Origin of the sequence: Salinarimonas ramus (assembly GCF_014645695.1) — a bacterium.
Lineage (GTDB): Bacteria > Pseudomonadota > Alphaproteobacteria > Rhizobiales > Beijerinckiaceae > Salinarimonas > Salinarimonas ramus.
In genome coordinates this window covers 285,374-303,027 of record NZ_BMMF01000005.1, presented here as the reverse complement: position 1 = coordinate 303,027, position 17,654 = coordinate 285,374, and the positions used below count along the sequence as shown (strand labels likewise).

The 17,654-nt window shown below is 72.1% G+C and carries 19 protein-coding genes and 1 tRNA gene; 9 read left to right on the top strand and 11 right to left on the bottom strand.

The window, feature by feature from the left end; translation table 11 throughout:
* Positions 1-24: 24 nt before the first annotated feature.
* From IEX89_RS10415 to IEX89_RS10405, 3 genes are read left to right on the top strand one after another with little or no spacing between them, the layout of a single operon-like run.
* On the top strand, positions 25-1,533 hold the full coding sequence (locus IEX89_RS10415) for an exopolysaccharide biosynthesis polyprenyl glycosylphosphotransferase (protein WP_188912480.1): 1,509 nt from the start codon (positions 25-27) through the stop codon (positions 1,531-1,533).
* A complete protein-coding gene (locus IEX89_RS10410; protein ID WP_188912469.1) occupies positions 1,530-2,414 on the top strand; it encodes a WecB/TagA/CpsF family glycosyltransferase in 885 nt (294 codons plus the stop codon). Before IEX89_RS10415 ends, IEX89_RS10410 begins: the two co-directional genes overlap by 4 nt.
* Positions 2,411-3,553, top strand: coding sequence for a glycoside hydrolase family 5 protein (locus tag IEX89_RS10405; RefSeq protein WP_188912467.1), 1,143 nt, complete (start codon positions 2,411-2,413; stop codon positions 3,551-3,553). Before IEX89_RS10410 ends, IEX89_RS10405 begins: the two co-directional genes overlap by 4 nt.
* Positions 3,554-3,563: 10 nt before the next feature.
* Here IEX89_RS10405 and IEX89_RS10400 read toward each other — a convergent pair whose 3' ends face one another.
* From IEX89_RS10400 to IEX89_RS10380, 5 genes are all read right to left on the bottom strand, one after another.
* Complete coding sequence (locus IEX89_RS10400) at positions 3,564-3,857, bottom strand: hypothetical protein (protein WP_188912464.1); 294 nt, start codon at positions 3,855-3,857, stop codon at positions 3,564-3,566.
* Between the two features lie 128 nt (positions 3,858-3,985).
* Positions 3,986-4,225, bottom strand: a complete 240-nt coding sequence (locus tag IEX89_RS10395) for a Trm112 family protein (protein ID WP_244645270.1) — start codon at positions 4,223-4,225, stop codon at positions 3,986-3,988.
* A gap of 41 nt (positions 4,226-4,266) precedes the next feature.
* Positions 4,267-4,941, bottom strand: a complete 675-nt coding sequence (locus tag IEX89_RS10390) for an LON peptidase substrate-binding domain-containing protein (protein ID WP_188912462.1) — start codon at positions 4,939-4,941, stop codon at positions 4,267-4,269.
* A gap of 82 nt (positions 4,942-5,023) precedes the next feature.
* Complete coding sequence (gene trxA, locus IEX89_RS10385; RefSeq protein WP_188912460.1) at positions 5,024-5,944, bottom strand: thioredoxin; 921 nt, start codon at positions 5,942-5,944, stop codon at positions 5,024-5,026.
* A 112-nt stretch (positions 5,945-6,056) separates the two neighbouring features.
* Positions 6,057-6,605 carry a prolyl-tRNA synthetase associated domain-containing protein gene (locus tag IEX89_RS10380; protein ID WP_188912459.1) on the bottom strand — a complete coding sequence of 183 codons (549 nt, stop codon included), beginning with the start codon at positions 6,603-6,605 and terminating at the stop codon, positions 6,057-6,059.
* Positions 6,606-6,808: 203 nt separating this feature from the next.
* Here IEX89_RS10380 and IEX89_RS10375 point away from each other — a divergent pair.
* From IEX89_RS10375 to mnmG, 3 genes are all read left to right on the top strand, one after another.
* A tRNA-Gly gene (locus tag IEX89_RS10375) sits at positions 6,809-6,883 on the top strand.
* Positions 6,884-7,031: 148 nt separating this feature from the next.
* Positions 7,032-8,393 (top strand): tRNA uridine-5-carboxymethylaminomethyl(34) synthesis GTPase MnmE, encoded by a 1,362-nt coding sequence (gene mnmE, locus IEX89_RS10370; RefSeq protein WP_244645268.1) that lies wholly within the window; start codon positions 7,032-7,034, stop codon positions 8,391-8,393.
* An 87-nt stretch (positions 8,394-8,480) separates the two neighbouring features.
* Positions 8,481-10,391, top strand: a complete 1,911-nt coding sequence (gene mnmG, locus IEX89_RS10365) for a tRNA uridine-5-carboxymethylaminomethyl(34) synthesis enzyme MnmG (RefSeq protein WP_188912455.1) — start codon at positions 8,481-8,483, stop codon at positions 10,389-10,391.
* Here the strand turns inward: mnmG and IEX89_RS10360 are convergent.
* A complete protein-coding gene (locus IEX89_RS10360; RefSeq protein ID WP_280513915.1) occupies positions 10,384-11,628 on the bottom strand; it encodes an NAD(P)/FAD-dependent oxidoreductase in 1,245 nt (414 codons plus the stop codon). The two genes, mnmG and IEX89_RS10360, sit on opposite strands and share 8 nt — an antisense overlap.
* 201 nt (positions 11,629-11,829) lie before the next feature.
* Between IEX89_RS10360 and IEX89_RS10355 the strand changes: the two genes are divergently transcribed.
* Positions 11,830-12,309 (top strand): UPF0262 family protein, encoded by a 480-nt coding sequence (locus tag IEX89_RS10355; RefSeq protein WP_188912453.1) that lies wholly within the window; start codon positions 11,830-11,832, stop codon positions 12,307-12,309.
* 4 nt (positions 12,310-12,313) lie between these two features.
* Entirely contained in the window at positions 12,314-12,757 is a 444-nt protein-coding gene (locus IEX89_RS10350) for an arsenate-mycothiol transferase ArsC (RefSeq protein ID WP_280513914.1), read from the top strand.
* A 17-nt stretch (positions 12,758-12,774) separates the two neighbouring features.
* Here the strand turns inward: IEX89_RS10350 and IEX89_RS10345 are convergent, their stop codons facing one another.
* Positions 12,775-13,098 carry a HepT-like ribonuclease domain-containing protein gene (locus IEX89_RS10345; protein ID WP_188912451.1) on the bottom strand — a complete coding sequence of 108 codons (324 nt, stop codon included), beginning with the start codon at positions 13,096-13,098 and terminating at the stop codon, positions 12,775-12,777.
* 32 nt (positions 13,099-13,130) lie between these two features.
* Entirely contained in the window at positions 13,131-13,427 is a 297-nt protein-coding gene (locus IEX89_RS10340) for a nucleotidyltransferase family protein (protein WP_188912759.1), read from the bottom strand.
* A gap of 174 nt (positions 13,428-13,601) precedes the next feature.
* Between IEX89_RS10340 and IEX89_RS10335 the strand changes: the two genes are divergently transcribed.
* On the top strand, positions 13,602-15,428 hold the full coding sequence (locus IEX89_RS10335; RefSeq protein ID WP_188912449.1) for a di-heme-cytochrome C peroxidase: 1,827 nt from the start codon (positions 13,602-13,604) through the stop codon (positions 15,426-15,428).
* A gap of 11 nt (positions 15,429-15,439) precedes the next feature.
* Here IEX89_RS10335 and IEX89_RS10330 read toward each other — a convergent pair whose 3' ends face one another.
* From IEX89_RS10330 to galU, 3 genes are all read right to left on the bottom strand, one after another.
* A complete protein-coding gene (locus tag IEX89_RS10330; protein ID WP_188912447.1) occupies positions 15,440-15,784 on the bottom strand; it encodes an AzlD family protein in 345 nt (114 codons plus the stop codon).
* Entirely contained in the window at positions 15,777-16,496 is a 720-nt protein-coding gene (locus tag IEX89_RS10325) for an AzlC family ABC transporter permease (RefSeq protein WP_188912445.1), read from the bottom strand. The genes IEX89_RS10330 and IEX89_RS10325 overlap by 8 nt, the downstream gene beginning before the upstream one ends.
* 177 nt (positions 16,497-16,673) lie before the next feature.
* Entirely contained in the window at positions 16,674-17,534 is an 861-nt protein-coding gene (gene galU, locus IEX89_RS10320; protein WP_188912443.1) for a UTP--glucose-1-phosphate uridylyltransferase GalU, read from the bottom strand.
* Between the last annotated feature and the right edge of the window lie 120 nt (positions 17,535-17,654).

The window sequence follows — 17,654 nt, the reverse complement described above, 5'->3', positions numbered from 1 at the left end:
AAAGGCGTGTCGGAGCTGGACGCGATGGATCATTCCGAGACAACGGCGCCGCCGCACCTCACGGCGAGCGCCATGAGTCCCCCCGAGCGGACGGTGCGCCTGTCCTCGCTCTTCCCGGCGCGAGACCGGTTCCGTGCACGGCTCGCGCTGTCGAGCCTGCTCGCTCTGTGGGACCTCCTCGCCACCTACTCGATCGTCTACGCGGCGGAGGCGCTCTACCACCTCGTGGTGCTCGGCGTATCGCCCGACGAGGTGAACGCGGGACGGCGCGCCGTCGTCTTCGCGGTGAGCTTCGTCGCGATCGTCACGGCGCTTCGCGGCTATCGCCCGGGCCCGCACGCCCGCGAGAGCATCGGCCACGTCTTCGCCGTGTGGGAGATCACGGTCGTCGCCTTCATCGTCCTCGCTTTCCTGCAGAAGGACGCGGAGGCGCTCTCGCGCGGGGCGCTCGGCCTGGTCGCGATCGGCGGGCCCTTCCTGCTCCTGCCCGTGCGGCGTGCGCTCGTCTCCGTCCTCCAGGACTACGCGACGAGCCGCCGCATGCTCGATTCCACCGTGCTCGTCGTCGGCGTCGAGGAAGCCGTGCGGGGCGTCGAGAAGGCCATCGGCCGCGACGCCCACGGCCGCCGCGTCGCCGCCGTCCTGCAGCTGCGCGACGTCGAGACCGGTCCCGCCGCCGAGGGCGAGACGCCGCCGGCAGCGACGCTGGAGGAGGATCTCGCCTTCGCCGTGTCGCTGGCGCGGCTCACGCGCCCGGAGGAGATCGTCATTGCGCTCGGCCGCGTGCGCCCGGGCATCCTGGCGCGCACGGTGGAAGCGCTGCGGGCCATCCCCTGCGAGGTCTACGTTTCCTTCGAGGACGTCCTCGCCGAGGTGCCGCAGGTCGCCGGAACGCGGCTGGAGGACCGCTCGCTTCGCCTCATCCGCCCGCCGCTGACGCTGAGCGAGCGCGTGTCGAAGCGCCTCCTCGACGTCGCGCTGGCGGGGACGGCGCTCGTCCTGCTCGCGCCCCTCCTCGCCCTCGTCGCCCTCGCGATCCGCCTCGACGGGCCCGGCCCGATCCTGTTCCGGCAGCGTCGCTACGGCCTCAACCTGGCGCCGTTCCGCATCCTCAAGTTCCGCACCATGACCACGCTCGAGGACGGACGCGTGGTGCGCCAGGCGGAGCGGAACGACCCGCGCGTGACGAAGATCGGGCGCGTGCTGCGGCGCTGGAACATCGACGAGCTGCCGCAACTCTGGAACGTGCTCGTCGGCGACATGTCCCTCGTCGGACCGCGCCCCCACGCCATGACCCACGACCAGTCCTTCATGCGCGAGGCGACGAGCTACGTCTATCGCCACCGCGTGAAGCCCGGAATCACCGGCTGGGCCCAGGTGAACGGCTGCCGCGGCGAGATCCGCTCCGAGGACGACATCCGCCGGCGGCTCGCCCACGACCTCTACTACATAGACAACTGGAGCCTGTATCTCGATCTCCAGATCATGATCCTCACCCTCGTCTCCCCCCGTGCCTACAGGAACGCGCGATGACCGGCTTCGACCCCACCCATCCCGCCCTGCCGCCCGTCGTCCGGGAGACCGCCCCGCCCGTGACCGCCCCGCGCCGGGCCGACGCCTCCCTCGTCGGCGGCCTGCCGCTGCGCGTCGTCGACCGGAACGCCGCCGCCGACATCCTGCTCGCGCAGGCGGCGTCGCGGCAGGCGGCGAACGCACGGCCCTTCCTGTCCACCTCGGCCAACGGGCAGGTGCTCTCCCTCGTCGCCTCGGACCCGGAGCTGCGCCGGCTCGTTCTCGACTTCGACGAGATCCACGCCGACGGGATGCCGCTCGTCTTCGCCTCGCGGCTCCTGTGCCGGGCGCCCCTGCCGGAGCGGGTGGCGACGACGGACCTCTTCCACGACGTCGCGACGCGGGCGCAGGCGCAGGGGCGGACCTTCTACATGCTGGGCGCCGATCCCGAGAGCCTCGCCGCCGCCGAGCGGGAGGTGCGCCGGCTCTACCCGGACCTGCGGCTCGTCGGCACCCATCACGGCTACGTGGAGGGCGCGGCGGCCGACGAACGCGTCGCGGAGATCGCGCGCTTGCGCCCCGACGTGCTGTGGCTCGCCATGGGCTTTCCCCGCGAGCAGCGCTTCGCGCTGCGCTACGCGGACGCCCTGCGGGGCGTGGGCGCGGTGAAGACGTCGGGCGGGCTCTTCGACTTCCTCTCGAAGCGCCGGGCGCGTGCGCCCATGCCGCTGCAGCGCGCGGGCCTCGAATGGCTCTGGCGCCTCGCGCTCGAGCCGCGGCGGCTCGGCGCGCGCTATCTCGCGACGAACCCCCACGCCGCCTGGCTCCTCGCCACCCGCACCCGCCGCGAGCCGCTCGGCCACGCGGCGACGGCACGCGAGATCGAGGTCGCGCGTCCATGAGCCTCTCGCGTCGTCGCCTCCTCGCCGGCGTGGCCGCGGGATCCGTGGCGTCCGCAATGGCCGCACGGCCCGGGCTCGCCGGGACCGACGCCTTCGCCGGAGACGACGATCTCGCCATCGACGTCTCGCGCCTCGCGCGCGGCGTGAATCTGCCCGGCTGGCTCGATGCCGGGCTGCCCGAGACGGATGCGCTGGCGACGCTGGTCCGGCTCGGCATCACGCATATGCGCCTGCCCGTCCCGCTGGAGCGCGTCGGGCCCGATTTCGCCGACGGAGCCACGGCGGCCGCGACGATCCTCGCCGTCCGGGACGCCGTGAACCGGCTGCGCGCCGCGGGATGCGTCGTCTCCGTCGACCTCCACCCGGACACGGGCGCCTTCAACGCCCTGCACGAGGCGCGCCGGGAGGAGGGGCTCGCGGCCGCGATCGCCGCCTGGGACGCGCTGATCCCCTTCCTCGCCGACCTGCCGCCCGCCGAGGTCGCGCTGGAGATCCTCAACGAGCCGGTCGTCTCGGCGGAGATATGGCTCGCCCAGGCGCCGCGCCTCGCGGCAGCCGTGCGCGCGCGGGCTCCCGCCCACACGCTCGTCTATCCGCCGCACCTCTATCAGCGCATCGAGGCGCTGGAGGAGACGCCGCCCCTCGACGACCCGAACGTCGTCTACGCCGTGCATTACTACGACCCGATGGCCTTCACCCATCAGGGCGCGGACTGGAACGGCGACGGGGATCCGCTCGCGCATCTGCGCGGGCTCCCCTTCCCCGCCGGCCCCGAGGACGCCCGCCTCGACGGGTTCGTCGACGCCTCGAGGCGCGCGGGCCGGGACGAGGCGGCGGACATCGTGCGCGAGGCCTATGCCGACCCGTGGGACGCCGAGCGCATCGCGGCGGATTTCGCGCGCGCGGGCGCCTGGTCGCACCGGACGGGGCGGCGGGTGATCGTCAACGAGTTCGGCGTCCTGCGCTGGCACGCGCATCCGCGCGACCGCGCAGCCTGGCTCGCGGCCGTGCGCCGCGGCGCGGAAGCGGCCGGCATCGGCTGGGCGCATTGGGACTACGCGGACGGCTTCGGCCTCGCGGAGCGCACGCAGAGCGGCGATCGGCTCGATCCCGACACCCTCGACGCGCTCCTCGCCTGACGCCGCAGCCTCACGCCCCTCGGCCCGCGTACGGCGGGTGGAGCGCCGCCTCCGGATGCTCCGAGAGGAAGTGGCGCAGCGCGCCGTTGAGCCGGCGGGCGTGATCGAGGTCCCGGCGGCGGATCGCGGCGCGCAGGTCGTCGAGCATCATGTCGCGGATGCGCTCCGCACCGTGCGCCTCGTGGAGCAGATAGGCGCCGAGCGTCGCGGCGACGATCTCGGGCACGTGCTCGTGCTCCGCGAGGGCGGCGATCTCCTCCTCGGTGAGGTCCGAGAGGCCGATGGCGTCGATGAGGCTGATCATGGGGCGTCTCCTCGTCGTGTTTTGCGACGAGAATGCCATGTCCGGAGAGCCGACGCATTGACGAGACGCAAAGCCGGCGAAGCGTCTCGCCGGCGCCCGCGAAGCCGGCGCCCGCGAAGCCGTCGCGCTCAGGCGAGCGAGCGCGCCTCCTCGGGCAGCATGATCGGGATGCCGTCGCGGATCGGGTAGGCGAGCTTCGCCTGGCGCGACACCAGCTCCTGCGCCGCGTGATCGTATTCGAGCGGCCCCTTGGTCAGCGGGCAGACCAGGATCTCGAGGAGCTTCGGGTCGACGGCGATGGGATCGGCCGCCGCGCTCTCCGCGGGAGTGCCGCTCGGCTGGTTCTCGGGCGTGGTCTCGTCGGTCATCGGGTGGTCTCTCGAAGAACCCGCCGCGTCCGCGGGCGGGCTCATTGCAGGGTCGGCTCGCCGTCGTCGTCGCCGGAGCGGGCGATCTCGATCTCGGTGAGGGCGATGAGGACGTCGGCGCGGGTCTTGAGGTCGGCGGCCTCGAGCAGCGCCTGCTTCTCGCGCACGCCGAAGGGCGTCATCATGCACAGCGCGTTCACGAGCGCCTCGTTGGGCGCCTGCTCGACGCCCCGCCAATCGACCTCGACCTCCATGGCGTCGACGAACTGGCGCAGCGCCTTGAGCACGCCCTCTCGGTCCACCTCCTCCTCGCCGGCGCGGGCGACGAAATCGCGCGCGAAGGGCGCGAAGTCCGCCTCCACCTGGCGGTAGGCGGTCATGGCGGAGAGCTCGGACGCCACGCGGAAGCGCGCGATGCCCGTGAGCGTGATGAGGTAGCGCCCGTCCCCGGTCTCGGCGAGCTGCGTGATGCGTCCCGCGCAGCCCGTGCCGTAGAGGCTCGGCGGGCCGCCGGCGGCGCCGGCGTCGGCGTCCGGCTGCACCATGCCGATGATGCGCTCGGTCCGCAGCGCGTCGTCCACCATGGCGAGATAGCGCGGCTCGAAGATGTTGAGCGGCATCTGCCCGCGCGGGAGCAGCAGCGCGCCGGGCAGGGGGAAGACCGGGATGATGCCCGGGCAGTCCTGCGGCCCGCGATAGGTGGCGTTCATCGCCATGACCTCGTACTCCCGCGCTCGCGATCGACCCTCGCCCGGCGGAGGCGCATCGCTCCCCGCCGCCGCCCGCTCCCGCCGATCATCAGCGGAAGAGGACCGAGGAGAGCTTGCGCCGACCCACCATCGTGGCCTCGTCCTTGGGACCCCACGCCTCGAAGAACTCGACGAGCTGCTTGCGGGCCCCGTCCTCGTTCCAACTACGGTCCCGGCGCACGATTTCAACCAGCGCCTCGGCGGCGCGCACACGTTCGTTGCGCGCGTTGAGGGCGAGCGCGAGGTCGAAGCGGGCCTGATGGTCGTCCGGGTTCGCGGAAACGCGCGCCTCGAGCTCGGCCACGTCGCCCAGAGCCGCCGCCTGGCGGGCGAGCTCGATCGCCTTGCGGGCGGGGACGAGGGCGGGGTCCTGCGCCTTCTCGGGCGGCGCCATGGCGAGCATCTGCTCGGCGCCGTCGACGTCGCCGAGATCGACGTGGAGCTTCGCCATGCCGCCGAGCGCGACCATGTTGTCGGGCTCGCGCTGGAGCACCGCGGCATAGAGCTCCGCCGCGCCCTGCGCATCGCCCTTGCCGGCGCGGGTCGCGGCCTCCTCCAGCGCCTGCTCCACGGGGGAGGGGCCGGCGGCGCCCGAGAGCTTGTCGATGAAGGCCTTGATCTGGCTCTCGGGCTGGGCGCCCATGAAGCCGTCGACCGGCTGACCCTGGACGAAGGCGATCACGGCCGGGATGGACTGGATGCCGAGCTGGCCGGCGATGGAGGGGTGCTCGTCGATGTTCATCTTGACGAGCTTGACCTTGCCCTTGGCGGCGCGGACCACCTTCTCGATGACGGGCGTGAGCTGCTTGCAGGGACCGCACCAGGGCGCCCAGAAGTCCACGAGGACCGGGGTGCGCATGGAGGCGGCGATCACGTCCTCCCGAAACGTCGCGGTCGTCGTGTCCTTGATCAGGTCCGCCGGCGCGCCGTCGGGCAGGCCGCCGCCGAGATTCGATCCGTCTGCCAGCATGTCGGTTCGGCTCCTGTCGTCCGGGGCCCTTTTCGATGGGGCGCCCGTGCTTCTCGTGCTCTGGTGCGGGAGATGGGGTGCGACACCACGACCTGCCAGGGGGCGCGGGCCTTCAGGGGGAGGGCGCCGACGCCTCCTCCTCGGGTGGTGTCGGCAGGTCGACGATCGTCGGCGCGTGCCCGATCGCCGCGAGGAAGGCGACGAGCGCGGGCGTGGGGATCGCCGTCGTCATGGTGTTGACGAGCGGATGGACGTTGATCGTCTCGAACCCGGCGAGGGTGCGGTCGAGGAAGAAGCGCACGCGCCCCGCGCGATCGTTGGCGAGGGCGAGCGGCGTGACCGAGCCCGGCTCGACGCCGAGCGCCTCGCGCAAGAGCTCGGCGGAGCCGAAGGAGAGCCGGCTCGCCGCCCCGAGCGGGACGTGCAGCCGCTTGAGGTCGACGCGCGCATGGGCCTCCGCCGTCACCAGGAAGAGGCTGCCCTTCTTGTCCTTGAGGAAGAGGTTCTTCGTGTGGCCGCCCGGCAGGTCGCGCTCGATCGCCTGCGACTGCGCGACGGTGAACACCGCCTCGTGCTCCACCGTGCTGTGCGGCGTGCCGTGCCGGTCGAGGAGCGCGAAGAGCGCCTGCGGGTCGAGGGGGGCGTGCGTGCGGTCGTCCATGGCCCACCTCTTACGCGAAGGGCGCCGGTGCGCTCAAGCCTGCGGTAGCGTCCGCGGCGCATGGGACAGGGTGCCGGCGAGGCCGCCGAAAAGATCGTCGGAAAAAGATCGTCCTCGGCCCGAAATTTTCCCCTTGCATTCCCTTTTCGCCTGGTTCATATCACCGGCCTCGACGGCGGGCGACGCACCGCGGTCCGGAGCGAGCGGGTGTAGCTCAGGGGTAGAGCACAACCTTGCCAAGGTTGGGGTCGAGGGTTCGAATCCCTTCGCCCGCTCCAGTTTTCCTACCAGGTGTCCGAAAGCAGCGCCGCGTCGTCGAGCGATACGCGGCCCTTTGCCGTGCCGAGGGTCGTCCGGCGACGAGCGGACCGCGCGCGCCGAAAACGCATGATCGGCCGATCGGCATCGCCCCGTCGGGAGCCCGTCTTGACCGGATCCGCCTCGCCCGACCCGTCTTCATCGCAGACCGACACGATCTTCGCCCCGGCTTCCGGCTGGGGCCGCGCGGCGATCTGCGTCGTGCGCGTCAGCGGACCCGCGACGCGCGCCGTGCTGGAGGCGCTGGCCGGCGGCGTGCCCGCGCCCCGGCGGCTCGCGCTTCGCGACCTGCGCGCGCCCGCCACCGGCGAGGTGCTCGACCAGGCCCTCGTCGCCTACTTCCCCGCTCCGCATTCCTTCACCGGCGAGGATCAGGCCGAGCTCCACGTCCACGGCGGGCTCGCGACCCGCACCGCCGTGCTCGACGCCCTCGCCCACGTGCCGGGCTGCCGCCACGCCGAGCCCGGCGAGTTCACCCGCCGCGCCTTCCTCGGCGGGCGCATGGACCTCTCCGCCGTGGAGGGCCTCGCCGACCTGATCGAGGCGGAGACTCAGGCCCAGCGCCGCCAGGCGCTGCGGCAGCTCGAAGGCGGGCTCGGCCGGCTGGCGGAGGATTGGCGCCGGCGGATCGTCGAGGCTCAGGCGCTCCTCGAGGCGGCCCTCGACTTCTCCGACGAAGGCGACGTCGCGGACTCTGTGGAGGCGCAGGCCGCGGCGGCGATGACGGCGCTCGGAGGCGAGATCGCCCGGGCGCTGGCCGATGCCGGGCGCGGCGAGCGCCTGCGCGACGGCTACGTCGTCGTCCTCGCCGGCCCGCCCAATGCCGGCAAGTCGACGCTGATGAACGCCCTCGCCCGCCGCGACGTCGCCATCGTCTCCGCGACACCCGGCACCACGCGAGACGCCATCGAGGTGCGCCTCGATCTCGGCGGCCTGCCGGTGACGCTCATCGACACCGCCGGCCTGCGCGAGACGAGCGACACGATCGAGGCCGAAGGCGTCGCGCGCACCCGTGCCAAGATCGCCGGCGCGGATCTCGTCGTCTGGCTCGACCCCCGCGACGCGCCCGCGCCGCCGGAGCCGGCCGCTACGCCCCACCTCCACGTGGCGACGAAGGCGGATCTCGTCGCCGCGCTTCCGGCCGCCGCGCCCCCCGTGGCGGCCGATCTCGCCGTCTCGGCGGCGACGGGGGAGGGGATCGATGCGCTCCTCGCCGCGATCGAGGCGCGTGCCCGCGACACGGTCGGCGACGGGTCCGACGCCGTCGTCACCCGCGCGCGCCACCGCATCGCCCTTCAGACGGCCCACGACGCGCTCGCCCGCGGCGCGCGCGCCCTCGAGGCGGGCGACACCGAGCTCGCCGCCGAGGACGTCCGCCTCGCCGCCCGCGCCGTCGGCACGATCTCCGGCCGCGTGGACGTCGAGGACGTGCTGGACGCGCTGTTCGGGGCGTTCTGCATCGGGAAGTGAGGCTCCATGTCCGCCACCCCGCCCCTGGATGCGCGGGCCCAGCCTCTGTATATCGGACGCGACCCTCAAAGCCCGGACCGCACCACCATGCCCGCCCTCATCGGCCCCGACGATCCTCTCGACCGCTACGACGTCGTCGTGGTGGGCGGCGGACATGCGGGTGCGGAGGCCGCCGCCGCGGCGGCGCGGACGGGGGCGGCGACCGCGCTCGTGACGCACAAGGCCGCGACCATCGGCGCGATGTCCTGCAATCCGGCAATCGGCGGGCTCGGAAAGGGCCATCTCGTGCGCGAGATCGACGCCCTGGACGGGCTGATGGGCCGCGTCGCGGACGTGGCCGGCATCCAGTTCCGCCTGCTCAACCGCCGAAAGGGGCCCGCCGTACGCGGTCCGCGCAGCCAGGCCGACCGCAGGCTCTACGCCCGCGCCATGCAGGCGGCGCTCGCCGCGCAGGCGAACCTCGCGATCGTGGAGGGCGAGGCGCACGACATCGAGGTCGTGGACGGGCGCGTCGCGGCGCTGCTGCTGGCCGACGGCCGGCGCATCCGCGCGGGCGCCGTCGTGATCACGACCGGCACCTTCCTGCGCGGGCTCATTCATATCGGCGAGCGCAAGATCCCCGCCGGGCGCGTGGACGAGGCGCCTTCGCTCGGGCTCTCGGCGACGCTCGAGCGCTTCGGCTTCGCGCTCGGGCGGCTCAAGACCGGGACGCCGCCGCGCCTCGACGGGCGCACCATCGACTGGGCCGGGCTCGACGTGCAGGAAGCCGACGACGATCCCGTGCCCTTCTCCGCGCTGACGACGCGCATCACCACGCCGCAGATCGCCTGCGGCATCACCCGCACGACGGCGGCCGCGCACGATCTCATCCGCGCCAACCTCCATCGCGCGCCCATGTATTCCGGCGACATCGCCTCGACGGGCCCGCGCTACTGCCCCTCCATCGAGGACAAGGTGGTGCGCTTCGGCGATCGCGACGGCCATCAGATCTTCCTCGAGCCCGAGGGGCTCGACGACCCGACCGTCTACCCCAACGGCATCTCCACCTCCCTGCCGGAGGACGTCCAGGCGGGCGTCGTCGCGGCGATCCCCGGCTGCGCGCGCGCGCGCATCCTGCGGCCGGGCTACGCCATCGAGTACGATTACGTCGACCCCCGCAGCCTCGCGCCGACGCTCGAGACGAAGCGCATCGCCGGCCTCTTCCTGGCCGGGCAGATCAACGGCACGACGGGCTACGAGGAGGCCGCCGCGCAGGGCCTCGCGGCCGGCCTCAACGCCGCGCTCTTCGCCGGCGGCGGCGAGGGCGTCGTCTTCGATCGCGCGGCGTCCTATCTCGGCGTGCTCGTCGACGACCTCGTGACCCGCGGGGTCAGCGAGCCCTACCGCATGTTCACCTCGCGCTCCGAGTACCGGCTGAGCCTGCGCGTCGACAATGCCGACGAGCGGCTGACCGCGCTCGGGATCGCCGCCGGCTGCGTCGGGCCCGAGCGGGCGCGGCTCTTCGGACAGGCGAGCGATCGGCTGGCGGCCGCCCGCGCGGCGCTCGAGGCGCGCAGCGTGACGCCGGCGGAGGCCGCCCGCGCCGGGCTCGCGCTCAACCAGGACGGCATCCGCCGCTCCGCCTTCCAGCTCCTGTCCTACCCCCACGTCTCCTTCGAGGATCTCGCGCGGGTCTGGCCGGAGCTCGGCGAGATCGAGCCCGTGCTTCGCGAGCGGCTCACGACGGACGCGACCTACGCCGTCTATCTCGACCGGCAGGCGGCGGACATCGCCGCCCATCGCCGCGACGAGAGCGTGGTGCTGGCCGACGACATCGACTTCACGGCGCTGCCCGGGCTCTCGAACGAGATCCGCACGAAGCTCGATCGCGTGCGCCCGCGCACGCTCGGCCAGGCGGCGCGCATCGAGGGCATGACGCCGGCGGCGATCACGCTTCTCGCGGCGCATGCCCGCAATTCCCGCCGGCGCGGGCACCGAGAGAGCGCCTGCGTCAGATGACGTTGCGCTCGACGACCCGCCGCCCTTCTGCGATCCGTGCGAAGGCGAGGTCGGAGAGGTCGAGCGTCGCGTAGCGCCCCTCCACGATCCATTCCGCGAGCCCGCGCCCGACGGCGGGGCTCTGCTGCAGGCCGTGGCCGGAAAAGCCGTTACAGAGCAGGAAGTTCTCCGGCCCCTGCGGCGCGGCGGGCCCGAGCAGCGCGTTGTGGTCGAGCGCGCACATGTCGTAGGGACCCGCCCACGCCGCGCCCGGGCGGATGGCCTCGAAGGCGGGCACGCGCGCGGCGAGCGCGGGCCAGATCCGCTCCTCGAAATAGGTCCAGTCGACGTCCTGGCTCGCCGGGTCCTCGTCGCGCCAGGACAGGCCCTCGTCCTCCACCGCATCGGGGGAGACGCCGCAGATGAATTGCCGCCCGTCCGCGCTCTCGCCCTCCGGGCGGACGTAGACGCCGGACGTGTCGATCATCAGCGGGCAGTTCGGCACGTCGCCGCGGCAGGAGAAGGTGAAGACGTAGCGACGGCGCGCGAAGACCGGCAGGTCGACGCCGGCCATCGCGGCAACCGTGCGCCCGCCCGCGCCGGCGCAGTTCACCAGCGTCCCGCAGGCGATCCGTCGCCCGTCCGCGAGGACGACGCCCGTGACGCGCGGGCCCCCGCGCAGGACGTCCACCACCTCGCCGGCGACGTAGTGCGCGCCGAGCGCCTTCGCCTTGCGGCGGAAGGCCTGGAGCAGCCCCCAGCCGTCGAACCAGCCCTCCCCCGAGAGCCCGAGCGAGCCCATCACGACGTCCTCGCCGGGATTGAGCCAGGGGAAGCGCGCGACGAGCGTGTCGGGATCGAGGAGCGCGACGTCCGCGCCCTCCGCGATCTGGACGGCGTGGTTCTCGCGCAGGACGTCCGCGCCGGCGGCCGTGGCGAGATAGAGGTAGCCGCCCTCCTTCAGCCCGATCTCCGGCACCTCGCCCTCGACGGCGAGATGCTCCGCGATCGCGCGCAGGAAGCGGATGCCGTGGAGCGAGATGCGCACGTTCACCGGGCTCGAGAACTGGCTCCTGATCGAGGCCGCCGACAGCGCGGATGCGCACAGCCGGTAGGTCGGGTCCTTCTCGACGACGACGACTCGCCCCGAGAAGCCGGGATGCGCGAGGAGATGATAGGCGAGCGAGGAGCCCATGGCGGCGCCGCCGACGACGAGGACGTCGGCGGTCTCGGAAGTCGGGATCTCTGGCGACGTCACGGGTCTGGTCTCTCGTCGTGTCTTCGTGCGCGCGCGTGCTCGCGCCGGGCGCGGAGCGGACACGAGCACGTTCGCAAATCTGCCGAAAGAGGCGATTTCGTCGCCTCCGCTTGCGATCGCGCGCGGTCGTGCCCTCGCCCTTTGCACGACGGGGGCGGGCGCGCTAGGGTCACGCCCGGCGAGGCGGGCAGCGGAGCGGACATGGCCGAGAGGACGAACGAGCGGCTCGTGCGCGTCGTGCTCGACGAGGCCTCCATCGGCCGCGGCAATCCCGACCAGGAGCACGAGCGGGCGGTGGCGATCTGGGACATCGTCGAGACCAACCATTTCGCGGTGCCCGGGCGCGACGACGGGCCCTACGCGCTCAAGCTCGGCCTGGTGGAGGCCAAGCTCGCCTTCGAGATCCAGACGGAGGCGGGAGAGCCGCTGATGACGCATCTGCTCTCCCTCACCCCGTTCCGGCGCGTGATCCGCGACTATCGCACGGTCTGCGAGAGCTACTACGCCGCCATTCGCACGGCCTCGCCCCAGAAGATCGAGGCCATCGACATGGGCCGGCGCGGCCTGCACAACGAGGCCGCGGAACTGCTCGTGGAGCGCCTCTCCGGCAAGGTCGAGATCGACTTCGACACGGCGCGGCGCATCTTCACGCTGATCTTCGCGCTGCACTGGAAGGGCTGAGCCCGTGGCCGCGGACGGCTCGCGCGTGCACTCGGTGCTGTTCGTGTGCAATTACAACGCCGTTCGCTCGCCGATGGCGGAGGGGCTGGCGCGGCACTTCTTCGGGCGCTCGACCTACGTCCAGTCCGCGGGCGTGCGCAAGGAGGACGAGCCCGATCCATTCATGATCTCGGCCATGGACGAGCTCGGCATCGACGCGTCGCGCCACCGCTGCCGCACCCTCGACGAGCTGGAGGAATACGAGGGCTTGAGCTTCGACCTGATCGTCAGCCTCACGCCCGAGGCCCACCACGCCGCGCTCGAGCTGACCCGGTACATCGCCGCCGACGTGGAATATTGGCCCACGCCCGACCCGACGCTGGAGACCGGCACCCGCGAGCAGCGCCTCGACGCCTATCGCGCGACGCGTGACTGGCTGGCGGAACGGGTGAAGGCGCGGCTGCGGTGATTTTCGTCTGCGTCTCCTCACTCGGCCGTCGGGCGCTTCTCGCCGTCGGCGATCTGCTTCAGCGTTTCGGCCAGCTTCGGCAGGTCGTCGGTGACGACGTTCCAGACGATCCTGCCGGAGACGCGATGATACTCGTGCAGCAGGACGTTGCCCAACGCGCGAACCGCCTGCCAGGGTATGTCGGGGTATCGTGCCTTGACCTCGTCCGGCAGGTGGCGCGACGCCTCCGACACGATCTCCAGACCACGCTCGATGGCTCTCGCGAGAACCCAGTCGCTCTCTAGGTCGGCGACAGTCTTGCCCGCGCATGCGCGCTCGATCTGCGCGATCGCGTCGAGCATCTCGTCGAGGACGATATCGAGCGATCGGTGGGTCAAAACACGCGCACCGCATCCCACTCGATATCCCCCCGCAGCTTCGGGTGCAGGCTGTCGCGGGTGGTGACGTCGACCGGGCGCCGCAGCACCTCCTCGAGGTAGAGCTTGATGCCGACGAGGTCGAGGAGGGAGAAGCGCCCCTGCGGATCGTAGTCGAGGAAGAGGTCGACGTCGCTGTCCGGGCGGGCGTCTCCGCGGGCGAGGGAGCCGAACAGCCACATGGACGCGGCGCCGCGGGCCTTGACGGCATCGGCGTGGCGCGAAAGGTCGGCGATGATCGTGTCCCGCTCCATGCCGTGCATGATGCACCAGGACGGTCGGTCGGAAAAGCATCCGCTCCAGCGCCCGGGGCCACCTTGGAAGCAATCCGAGCTAGTAAGTACTCCCCCGCATGAGCGAATCCCAGGGTCGTGATAGCGTGGCCATACACGCATCTAGCGCGTGTGAAACTCTGGGGGATCTCCATCATGCCGACCCGCTCGCCGACGCGTCCGCCGGGACCGTCACGCTCGCTCTCGTGGGCGGCCGCGCGCGCCGCCGCGCTCGCCGTCACGCTCGTCGCCGCACCCGCCGCCGCGCAGACGGTCCATGTCGACCAGGGCGACGCCTGGACGCCGGCCAAGCGCGACGCCTTCTACACGCAGGACCAGGGCTCGGTCATCATGCCGCTCGCCTGGATGCAGGCGCTGACGCTGCCCGACGGCACGCCCTTCATGGACGCCAGCCTGTCGCGCTACGGCTACCTGCCGAACCCCAGCGCCACGACGCAGAACGTGCCCATCGGCTTCACCGTCGCCAACTACGCGGGCGCGCCCGCCATCGGCATGACCTGCTCGGCGTGCCACACGCGCCAGATCGACGTCTCGGGCACGAACTACCGCATCGACGGCGGGCCCGGCATCGTCGACTTCCAGCCCTTCCTCGCCGATCTCGACACGGCCGTGAAGGCCGTGCTCGCCAGCGACACGGCCTTCGACACCTTCGCCGGTGCCGTTCTCGGCGCGGATGCGACCGCGGTGGAGAAGGAGACGCTGCGCATCGACGTCGAGACCTGGGAGCTGCGCTTCGGCACGCTGATCGCGCGCTCCCTGCCCGATCCGGCCTGGGGCCCCTCGCGCCTCGACGCGGTGTCGATGATCTTCAACCGGCTCGCCGGCCTCGACATGGGCGAGGCGCCGAGCTACCTCATCGCCGACAACATCGCCCTCGCCGACGCGCCGACCCGCTATCCCTTCTTGTGGAACGCAGCGCGCCAGGACAAGACGCAATGGCCGGGCTTCGCCGACAACGGCAACGACATCCTCGGCCTGTCGCGTAACCTCGGCCAGGTCTACGGCGTCTTCGCGGTCTTCCACCCGATCCCGCAGAGCGGCTTCCTGCAGCTCGACCGCGACTACATCACGAACAATTCCGCGAACTTCACGGGGCTCAGAGCGCTCGAGACGCTGATCTGGGACATCGGCGCGCCGAAATGGCCCTGGGAGGTGGACCATGCGCTCGCCGCGCGCGGGGCCGAGATCTTCGATCGCGCGACCTCCGATGGCGGCTGCGTGGAATGCCACGGCATCACCCGCGGCGCCTTCCGCTCGATCCATCACGAGACCTGGGCGACGCCGATCGTCGACGTCGGCACGGACGCGCGCGAGTGCTCCGTCCTGCAGCGCACGGTGCAGACCGGCGTGATGGAAGGCGCCAAGATGCCCTTCGGCACGGCGCTCGGCGCGACCGACACCGCCTTCAACCTGCTCGCCACGACGGTGATCGGCGCGATCATCCAGGACTTTTTCCGCAGTCACGGCACGAGCGACGTGCGCACGATGAACGCCGCTTCCGCCGACGGCACGCCGCGGACGCTCGAGCAGAGCCTGCCGGACGAGCTCCAGCATCTCTCCGGCGCCTTCCGCAACACCGACGCGGCGTCGCAGCTGAGCGCCATGGCCGCGGCGGCGCCGGAGACGGCGCCGGCGAACCAGCCGACCTCGGGCTGCGCCTACGAATCGCGGGTGCTCCACGGCATCTGGGCGGCGGCGCCCTACCTCCACAACGGCTCGGTCCAGAGCCTGGAGGAGCTCTTGAAGCCGGCGTCCGAACGCAAGGCCTCCTTCGCGCTCGGCCCCACCTACGACATCGAGGCGGTGGGCCTCGCCGACACGCAGACGCGCTTCGGCTACACGCTCGTGACCACCGGCTGCGACGATCTCTCGTCGGGCAACAGCCGCTGCGGCCACGAATACGGCACCGACCTCTCCGATACGGAGAAGGGCGCGCTGCTCGAGTACCTGAAGACGCTCTGAGGCGCCACGCGTCAGAGACCGGCGAGCCGGGCGAGCGACACCGCTGTCAGCCCGGCCGCCACGCCGGCCAATTCGAACCGAACCAGCGCCATCGTCGCGACCGCCGCGACGAGGCCCAGGATCGCCGACGGGCCCGCTTGCGCCGCCACCGGCAGGATCGTCGAGACGACGATGGAGCCCGGCAGGGCGCGCAAGGCCCTGTCGATGGGCGGGGTGATTCGCAGCCGGCTCATGAACAGGATTCCGGAGGCGCGGCAGAGGTAGGTGGCCAGAGCCATCATCGCCACGGCGAGGTAGTCCGCCGCCGGATGCGCGAAGAAGCCGGCGAGGATGCCGGAGAGGGCGCCCTCAGCCATCGCGCAGCGCTCCCGCGGCGGCGCCCGCCAGCGCGCCCACGATGATGAAGGCGTAGCCGTCGACGAGGACGCTGGTCAGGAGCGCCACCGCGCCCGCGACGATCCACGGGATCGCCGGGGCGAGCCCCTTCCAGAGCGGCACCAGCATCACGGCGAAGAAGACGGGCATGACGAGATCGAGGCCGAAGGCGCGCGGATCCGTCACCAGCGCCCCGGCGAGGAAGCCGGGTATGGTGGCGAGCACCCACAGCCCCCACAGCATCGCGCCCGCGCCGAGGATGACCCCGAGGTCCCGCCCGCCGTCTGCGTGGTAGCGCGTCGCGACGAGCCAATTGGCGTCGACGAGGACGTAGAAGTTGAGGAGACGGATGCCCCGCGGCATGGCCTTCACGTGCGGCGCGATGGCCGCGCCCATGAGCACCATGCGCCCGTTGATCGTCGCCGTCACCATCATGAGGTAGAGCAGCGTCGGCCAGGACCACACCTCCCGCCAGAGCTCGAGCGCCACCATCTGCGAGGCGCCGGCGAAGACGAAGGCGGAGAGCGAGAGCGTCAGCCAGACGTCGAAGCCCTTCTGCGCCGCCGCCGCCCCGAAGGCCGTGCCGAACACCACGACGCCCGGCACGAGCGGCAGGGTCAGCCGCATGCCGGTGAGCGCGCCGGCGAGCGTGAGCGGCGGCGCCTCGGCCTCCTGTCGCGACGGATCGGGCATGGGTCTCGTCGTCCTCCAGCGAGACCTACTCGCTTAGACGCCGGGACGAAGCCGGGCAATCGCGGCCGACGCGCACCCGCCATGCACGAGACAAGACGGCATTCGCCCCCGCCCGCCTCGCTGCGCTCGTCCACCGCCCCTTGGGGCGGTGCCGCCGCCCCCTCGGCCGCCGCCTGCTCAGCCGGTCAGGCGCGCGATCTCTCGGCGAAGCGCCGGCCCGAGCTCCGGGTCGTCGAGGCCGTAGGCCAGGTTCGCCACGAGGAAGCCGATCTTCGAGCCGGTGTCGTGGGTCGTGCCCTCGTAGCGCATGCCGTGGAAGTCCTGCGTGCCCATCAGCGTCTTCATGGCGTCGGTGAGCTGGATCTCCCCGCCGGCGCCGGGCTCCTGGCGCTCCAGCACCTCGAAGATTTCCGGCTGCAGGATGTAGCGCCCGGAGATCATCAGGTTGGAGGGCGCGTCCTCGACCTTGGGCTTCTCCACCATGCCGGAGATCCGGAAGGTCCGGCCGTGGTCCTCCGCCACCGAGAGGATGCCGTACTTGGAGGTCTCCTCCATCGGCACCTCCTCGGAGGCGATGATGTTGCCGCCGTGGCGCTCGTAGGCCTCCAGCATCTGCGTCATGCAGCCCCTCGACAGCATGTCGGGCAGGATCACCGCGAAGGGCTCGTCGCCGACGATCTCGCGGGCGCACCAGACGGCGTGGCCGAGCCCGAGCGGCGCCTGCTGGCGGGTGAAGCTGGTGGCGCCCGCCTTCGGCAGGTCGGCCTTGAGCCCGTCGAGCGCCGGCTTCTTGCCGCGGGCGTCCAGCGTCGCCTCAAGCTCGTAGGCGATGTCGAAATGGTCCTCGATGGCGCTCTTGCCGCGCCCGGTGACGAAGACGAAATGCTCGATCCCGGCCGCCTTCGCCTCGTCCACCACGTGCTGGACGACGGGCCGGTCCACCACGGTCAGCATCTCCTTGGGCACCGCCTTCGTGGCGGGCAGGAACCGGGTGCCGAGCCCGGCGACGGGCAGGACGGCCTTGCGGATTCGCTTCATGACGTCTGGTCCTCGCTGTTCTCGCCCCCGCGCCGACGTCCGACGGCCGGGTGGCCCCGGCCGGCTTAACGGCTCCTTGAGCCGCTCCGTTGCATCATCTCCCGAACGGGGCGCGCGGGC

What these genes read in the sequence shown, in the direction of transcription:
- IEX89_RS10330 (WP_188912447.1), bottom strand. Translation starts at nt 15,784, where the DNA reads ATGGCTGAGGGCGCCCTCTCCGGCATCCTCGCCGGCTTCTTCGCGCAT.
- IEX89_RS10345 (WP_188912451.1), bottom strand. Translation starts at nt 13,098, where the DNA reads ATGCTCGACGCGATCGCGCAGATCGAGCGCGCATGCGCGGGCAAGACT.
- IEX89_RS10340 (WP_188912759.1), bottom strand. Translation starts at nt 13,427, where the DNA reads ATGGAGCGGGACACGATCATCGCCGACCTTTCGCGCCACGCCGATGCC.
- IEX89_RS10400 (WP_188912464.1), bottom strand. Translation starts at nt 3,857, where the DNA reads ATGATCAGCCTCATCGACGCCATCGGCCTCTCGGACCTCACCGAGGAG.
- IEX89_RS10405 (WP_188912467.1), top strand. Translation starts at nt 2,411, where the DNA reads ATGAGCCTCTCGCGTCGTCGCCTCCTCGCCGGCGTGGCCGCGGGATCC.
- IEX89_RS10395 (WP_244645270.1), bottom strand. Translation starts at nt 4,225, where the DNA reads ATGACCGACGAGACCACGCCCGAGAACCAGCCGAGCGGCACTCCCGCG.
- IEX89_RS10335 (WP_188912449.1), top strand. Translation starts at nt 13,602, where the DNA reads ATGCCGACCCGCTCGCCGACGCGTCCGCCGGGACCGTCACGCTCGCTC.
- galU (WP_188912443.1), bottom strand. Translation starts at nt 17,534, where the DNA reads ATGAAGCGAATCCGCAAGGCCGTCCTGCCCGTCGCCGGGCTCGGCACC.
- IEX89_RS10380 (WP_188912459.1), bottom strand. Translation starts at nt 6,605, where the DNA reads ATGGACGACCGCACGCACGCCCCCCTCGACCCGCAGGCGCTCTTCGCG.
- IEX89_RS10355 (WP_188912453.1), top strand. Translation starts at nt 11,830, where the DNA reads ATGGCCGAGAGGACGAACGAGCGGCTCGTGCGCGTCGTGCTCGACGAG.
- IEX89_RS10390 (WP_188912462.1), bottom strand. Translation starts at nt 4,941, where the DNA reads ATGGCGATGAACGCCACCTATCGCGGGCCGCAGGACTGCCCGGGCATC.
- IEX89_RS10325 (WP_188912445.1), bottom strand. Translation starts at nt 16,496, where the DNA reads ATGCCCGATCCGTCGCGACAGGAGGCCGAGGCGCCGCCGCTCACGCTC.
- trxA (WP_188912460.1), bottom strand. Translation starts at nt 5,944, where the DNA reads ATGCTGGCAGACGGATCGAATCTCGGCGGCGGCCTGCCCGACGGCGCG.
- IEX89_RS10410 (WP_188912469.1), top strand. Translation starts at nt 1,530, where the DNA reads ATGACCGGCTTCGACCCCACCCATCCCGCCCTGCCGCCCGTCGTCCGG.
- mnmG (WP_188912455.1), top strand. Translation starts at nt 8,481, where the DNA reads ATGCCCGCCCTCATCGGCCCCGACGATCCTCTCGACCGCTACGACGTC.
- IEX89_RS10415 (WP_188912480.1), top strand. Translation starts at nt 25, where the DNA reads ATGGATCATTCCGAGACAACGGCGCCGCCGCACCTCACGGCGAGCGCC.